General features: G+C 43.8%; 6 protein-coding genes and 4 tRNA genes. 8 read left to right on the top strand and 2 right to left on the bottom strand.

What is annotated here, in order from left to right:
* Positions 1–668: 668 nt before the first annotated feature.
* Both pssA and ASV53_RS22085 read right to left on the bottom strand, forming a co-directional pair.
* On the bottom strand, positions 669–2,018 hold the full coding sequence (gene pssA / locus ASV53_RS22090; RefSeq protein ID WP_094958702.1) for a CDP-diacylglycerol--serine O-phosphatidyltransferase: 1,350 nt from the start codon (positions 2,016–2,018) through the stop codon (positions 669–671).
* A gap of 102 nt (positions 2,019–2,120) precedes the next feature.
* Positions 2,121–2,564, bottom strand: a complete 444-nt coding sequence (locus tag ASV53_RS22085) for a GNAT family N-acetyltransferase (RefSeq protein ID WP_189337942.1) — start codon at positions 2,562–2,564, stop codon at positions 2,121–2,123.
* Positions 2,565–2,640: 76 nt separating this feature from the next.
* Between ASV53_RS22085 and murB the strand changes: the two genes are divergently transcribed.
* The 8 genes from murB to ASV53_RS22045 all read left to right on the top strand — a co-directional run.
* Positions 2,641–3,681 carry a UDP-N-acetylmuramate dehydrogenase gene (gene murB, locus ASV53_RS22080; RefSeq protein WP_094958701.1) on the top strand — a complete coding sequence of 347 codons (1,041 nt, stop codon included), beginning with the start codon at positions 2,641–2,643 and terminating at the stop codon, positions 3,679–3,681.
* On the top strand, positions 3,678–4,640 hold the full coding sequence (gene birA, locus ASV53_RS22075) for a bifunctional biotin--[acetyl-CoA-carboxylase] ligase/biotin operon repressor BirA (protein WP_094958700.1): 963 nt from the start codon (positions 3,678–3,680) through the stop codon (positions 4,638–4,640). The genes murB and birA overlap by 4 nt, the downstream gene beginning before the upstream one ends.
* Positions 4,640–5,371 carry a type III pantothenate kinase gene (locus ASV53_RS22070; protein ID WP_094958699.1) on the top strand — a complete coding sequence of 244 codons (732 nt, stop codon included), beginning with the start codon at positions 4,640–4,642 and terminating at the stop codon, positions 5,369–5,371. The genes birA and ASV53_RS22070 overlap by 1 nt, the downstream gene beginning before the upstream one ends.
* Positions 5,372–5,466: 95 nt before the next feature.
* Positions 5,467–5,542: transfer RNA gene (locus tag ASV53_RS22065), tRNA-Thr, on the top strand.
* 18 nt (positions 5,543–5,560) lie between these two features.
* Positions 5,561–5,645, top strand: a tRNA-Tyr gene (locus ASV53_RS22060).
* Between the two features lie 39 nt (positions 5,646–5,684).
* A tRNA-Gly gene (locus tag ASV53_RS22055) sits at positions 5,685–5,759 on the top strand.
* Between the two features lie 11 nt (positions 5,760–5,770).
* A tRNA-Thr gene (locus tag ASV53_RS22050) sits at positions 5,771–5,846 on the top strand.
* A 102-nt stretch (positions 5,847–5,948) separates the two neighbouring features.
* Positions 5,949–6,091 (top strand): GTP-binding protein (locus ASV53_RS22045; protein WP_239928780.1); only part of this gene is annotated, 143 nt, incomplete at its 3' end.

The raw sequence follows: 6,091 nt of genomic DNA, 5'->3' as shown, positions 1-6,091 counted from the left end.
GGTAGTTCAGTTGGTTAGAATACCGGCCTGTCACGCCGGGGGTCGCGGGTTCGAGTCCCGTCCGCTCCGCCACTTATACTAAGCCCAAGTCTCACGACTTGGGCTTTTTTACGTCTGAAACTTATGAAAGGGTCTCTCTGAGCGATAGTTCAGTGGGTTAGCCTTTTGATTGGCGAGATAAGCGGCCTGACACGTCGGGGTCGCTTTGAGGTTAGGTATGGCAACTGCCGTCCGCTCCGCCACTGATACTAAGCCCAAGTCTTACGACTTGGGCTTTTTTACGTCTATTACTGGCTAAAAACGCTGATAGTTGCGTTAGCTCATGTGACATTAGCCTACTAGTTCCAGCAATCGCTGGCCTTGCTCTCAACGTTTTTCCCTGCGCAATATCATCGGTGACATCGGTTGATTTTGTTTCGTGTGTAGCCTTTTTATTGGCGAGCTTAGCGGCCTGACACGTCGAGGTCGCACTGATGTTCGGTATGGCTGCTTTTAATTTAGAAGATCTATTTTCCCATCTAGAATTCTTGCTGCTCTTTTACTTCCTATAAATTTGACTCGCAATACCCCTCCATTTCATTTGTGTCGGTGGTGTTAGCGAAAGTCAGGAAAGAAAAAGGCCAGTGATATCACTGGCCTTTGAATTGCGTGTTAATTAGCAGTTTCGATTATAGGATCTGATTAAGGATATGGTCTGCTTTAATCGTTTTGATTCGTTTAATCAGCTTTCGAACTGGCGCTGGGTATGACTCGATTTTCTCGATGTATTTGTAGCTATCAATGCGTAAAGTATGAGTCAGGATCTGATCTAGCTCTTGCTGTTTTTGTTCAGCAAGAAGTTGATGTTTATCGTGTACTAAAATGGCATTCTCAAGATCTAGCTTCCAAGCGCGAGGATTCAGGTTGTTACCTGTAATCAGCATGTACTTTTTATCTACCCAAATACCTTTAAGGTGGAAGCTATTGTCATTGTGCTTCCATAGATGGATTGAAAGTTGGCGCTGTGCAATGGCAGCTTCATTTTGTTTGGCAAAATTGCGTAGGTTCACTTCGTATAAGTAAGGTAAGCCTGCAATTGTTTTGAAAGGTTCATTGGGCGGAATGAAAAAGTCATTCGCTGTTTTATCACCGACAACAATGGTCACTTTTACACCGCGCCGAATAGCTCTACGAACTTCACTGCTAATGCTGCGTGGGAAGTTAAAGTAAGGCGTGCAGATTGTCAGCTCTGTTTGAGCACTTGCAATAAGCGTACATATATGGCGATTAAGCTTATTCTTCCGTTTGCCTAATCCAACGAGAGGGGTTAACCCTACTTGATTGTCATCAATAGTTTCCGCATCAAACTCGTAACTTGCACGCTGTAGTGAGCCACGCAGTTTTCGAATAGCTCCCTTGAGGTTTTTAGTTTCAGGTCTGTTTTTTTGATTGAGGCAATTAACGGCATCGCTATCAACTAACACGTTGCTGATAAAGTTAGCCATGCTATTTGCTAAGTGTTGATTGCGAATGACGTGGTAGCGGTCATAGCGGTAACGATTATGCTGAGCAAGATAAATGTCATTTAGACTTGCTCCGCTATAGATCACGCTATTATCGATCACAAAACCTTTGAGGTGCAGTACGCCAAAGACTTCGCGATTACGAACAGGGACGCCTAACACTTCAATTTGGAATTGGTGTTTCTCAGCAAATTCACGATATAGGGCTGCATTACCATCTGATTTTTCAGCCCCAATTAGCCCACGTTGGGCGCGGTGCCAATCAACCAAGACCTTAATATCTAACTCTGGGTTAGCTTGCTTAGCATCGTATAAGGCTTGCAGTACGCTACGGCCAGCTTCATCATCTTGTAAATAAAGAGCCACAAGATAAATGCGATGTTTTGCTTGTGCAATCTCACTCAGTAAACGTTCACGAAAGGAACCCGCATCTAGCAGGGTTTCAAGGTCTTCCGGTTTGTGTGCAATACGTGGTAATTGCTCAATGAGCTGTCTATTGACTGTAGCTGAATCCATCATCGCCTCGTTTCGCGGCCTATACGATATAAATCTGTTAATTTGATGGGCAATTATATCAGAAAAAGATTAAACACCATCACATGTATAGCAGAGTTAGCCTTAGTTCTGACTTAACGCAGGTTTTTGATAAATCATAGGTACAAGGCTTTTACCACTATCACTGTAGCGTTTGAATCGAGATGCAAGGAAGTGGGGTAATTCATTATCATTGATGACAACAAAATTAGCCTTCTGGTATAAGGTGACAAGATGGCTAAAAGCAAAGCAGTAGCATGGTTGCTTCTCAATTTGTTCTATAGTAGCTACTAGTAATTGCTCGCTGATTCTTTGTCCTCGAAAATCTGGTTTCACAAGCATCCCTGTTAGCAATTGAATACCTTCGATTGCTTTGAAACGAACACAACATACGATGTTCGATTCATCTTCGCCGATCCATATTGTTTCATCTCTCTTTGCTTTTCCTGCAGGGTAGTAGCTCTTGTATAGACGATTAATAAGAGGGAAGCGGATAGGTTGTAATATGTGGAAACTTAGCTTACTCATGGGAAAACACTGCGTTGATTGAATGAATCGGTTAAAATGCAACGAATATTATACAAAGGTATGGTTCGATAGACGCATGAATATTTTGCCAGAAAGGTCGCTTGCCCCTTTTCATACATTCCATTTGGATGTGAACGCTGATGTTATCATCGAGGCTAATAGCCCGACGGATATACTTTCAATTTGGCAGAGTGAAGAGTATCAGAACCAACCTAAGCTATTGTTAGGGCAGGGAAGTAATATGTTATTTACCGCCCCTTTCCAAGGCGTCGTTGTACTTAACCGTATTAAAGGTATCACAACTACTGAATCGAAGCAGGGCTTTCACCTTCATGTTGGTGCGGGTGAGGATTGGCATCAATTGGTTGAATGGACGGTTGATAATAAGATGCCTGGCTTAGAAAATTTAGCGTTGATCCCTGGTTGTGTTGGTTCGTCGCCTATTCAAAATATTGGCGCTTACGGTGTTGAGCTAAAAGATGTTTGTGAATATGTTGATGTGCTTGACCTTGTCACCGGGGAGCAGCAACGCTTATCTAATAGTCAGTGCTTATTTGGATATCGAGATTCTATTTTCAAGCGTGCTCATAAAGAAAATAAAGCCATAATTGCTGTTGGGTTGCTACTGGAGCGGCAGTGGCAGCCGAAGTTATCATATGGTCCACTATCTGAACTAGAGAGCGACTTTGTGACTGCCCGTGATATTTTCGAGCGTGTGTGTAGTATCCGCCAAGAAAAACTGCCAGATCCAAATGTGATAGGTAATGCAGGAAGCTTTTTTAAAAATCCTGTCATTGCTGTTGCCCAGCGCGACAAGATTTTGGTTTCTTACTCTAATTTACCAAGTTATGGTGTGTCGGATACGGAGTGTAAACTCGCAGCTGGCTGGTTGATTGATCAGTGCGGGCTGAAAGGACATCAGATTGGTGGTGCAAAAGTGCATCAGCAGCAAGCTTTGGTATTGATCAATACAGGTACAGCAACGTCGAAAGATGTCACACAGCTAGCCGCTTATGTTGTTGAGCAGGTAAAACAGAAATTTGGCATTCTCTTAGAGCATGAGGTGCGCTTCATGTCAGCGACAGCCGAAACGCATTTGGCTGAGGTTATACGATGAAAGAGCATGCGACACGCTTGGCACTTATACGTGCATTATCTGATGGTTCTTTTCATTCGGGAGAGACATTAGGCCAAGCTATTGGTATCTCTCGAGCTGCAATTAGTAAACATATCAAAACACTGCAAAGTTGGGGCTTAGATATTTTTCGAGTGCAAGGTAAAGGCTACTGTTTGGCTAAAGAGCTCGAACTGCTTGATTGTGATAAGATTTTGGCTCAGGTAAAGTGCTCACACTTAAGCTTGCTTCCTGTTATTGATTCTACCAATCAGTATTTACTGGATCGTGTAGGTCAATTACCAAGTGGTTCGGTTTGTTTGGCTGAGTACCAACAGGCCGGGCGAGGGCGTCGAGGTCGACAATGGTTATCGCCTTTTGGTAGTAACTTGTATTTGTCCATGTATTGGCGTCTCGATGCCGGGATGGCTGCAGCGATGGGATTAAGCCTCGTTGTTGGTATTGCCATCGCTGACACATTGACCTCTCTTGGTGCGCAGAGTATTAAGCTAAAATGGCCAAATGATTTGTACTTTCAGGACAAAAAGTTAGCTGGGATCCTGACTGAAATGACAGGGCAGGCGGGTGATGCTGCGCATATAGTCATTGGGATGGGATTAAATATAGCAATGCCAGATCGTGAAGGTGAGCATATCGATCAACTATGGACGAATTTAGCTGATGCGTGTGAGATCTTACCTTCACGGAATTTACTCGCAGCTAATTTGATCGCCCAGCTTCAGCAAACGTTATTGGAATATGAGCAAGTTGGTCTTGCAGGTTTTGTCGAACGCTGGAATGAGTACGATAATTTTTTGAATCGCCCTGTAAAGTTATTGATTGGAGAACGTGTGGTCGAAGGAATTGCCCGCGGTATCGATAAACAGGGTGGGTTATTACTAGAAACCGAGCAGGGTGTAACGCCTTATATCGGTGGTGAAATCAGCCTCAGAGGTTGTTGATGCAATTACTAATAGAAGCGGGTAACACTTATGTGAAAGTGGCCCAATTATTTCAAACTGGCGAACTGGAATTATTAGGACGCTATCCTAGCAAAAAGCTAGAAATGGTATTAGAACCCCTGTTAGAAAACGGAATTCACAGGATCGTTTTCGCGAGTGTTGGTCCTGTTGAAGTAGATAACTCCATTCAGCGTATTGCGCAGCTGGCCAATATACCAGTGCTTCAAGTTAAAACACTGCGTAAAGACTTTGGTGTGAAAAATGCCTATGCTGAGTACCAGTATCTGGGCGTTGATCGCTGGTTGACGTTGGTCGCTATTCGTCAAGAATTCAAAAAGCCAACGGTCATTGTTGATATTGGTACTGCGCTTACATTCGATGTGATGTCTGACGACGGGAAACATCTCGGTGGTTGGATAGCTCCTGGTTACCAGTTAATGATGAAGTCAGTATTAGAAAATACGACTAAAGTATTTTCAGATCGTGAACACAGTGAAACATTAACGTTCTCCGATAATACAGCCGATGGTCTTAAAAACGGCTGTAGAGCTGCGTTACTTGGATTGATTGAATACGGCCTCAAGCAAGCAAAAGACAGATTAGGCGCTGAGCCTGAAGTGATTTTATGTGGCGGTGGTGTTCGTCATTTGCCCGTTTCATGGGCGAAGCATTACCGACATAAATCTGAGTTGGTACTTGAAGGGCTCGCTCTTTATGCAAAATGCCGTTAGTGGCTATAAAACAGACAGTCACTAAAAAAAGCAGAAAAAATCACTAAAAAGTATTGCAAGATTTATACGCATTCACTAGAATGCGCAGCAATTACGCCGACTTAGCTCAGTAGGTAGAGCAACTGACTTGTAATCAGTAGGTCACCAGTTCGATTCCGGTAGTCGGCACCAGTTTTTTGCTACACCCCTGGAGGGGTTCCCGAGTGGCCAAAGGGAACAGATTGTAAATCTGTCGGCTCTGCCTTCGATGGTTCGAATCCATCTCCCTCCACCATTTTCAAACGTTTGAATAGCTCTACGAGTTACGAGTTTTGCGGGCATCGTATAATGGCTATTACCTCAGCCTTCCAAGCTGATGATGCGGGTTCGATTCCCGCTGCCCGCTCCACACTTTTGTGTGCTGATATAGCTCAGTTGGTAGAGCGCACCCTTGGTAAGGGTGAGGTCGGCAGTTCGACTCTGCCTATTAGCACCACTCCTCCCAAGTTACTCTCAAACATTTGATATATACTCTACAAACCCATGATTGGTTGTGTGGTCGTAATGCCACCAAATACCGTGCCTAGAGGGACTATCCATGTCTAAAGAAAAATTTGAACGCGTAAAACCGCACGTTAACGTTGGTACTATCGGCCACGTTGACCACGGTAAAACAACTCTAACAGCTGCTATCTGTACTACACTTGCAAAAGTGTACGGTGGTGTTGCTAAAGATTTCGC

Origin of the sequence: Photobacterium sanguinicancri (assembly GCF_002265265.1) — a bacterium.
Classification (GTDB): domain Bacteria; phylum Pseudomonadota; class Gammaproteobacteria; order Enterobacterales; family Vibrionaceae; genus Photobacterium; species Photobacterium sanguinicancri.
The sequence above is the reverse complement of the archived record's forward strand: the minus strand, read 5'-3'. Positions and strand labels throughout refer to the sequence as shown.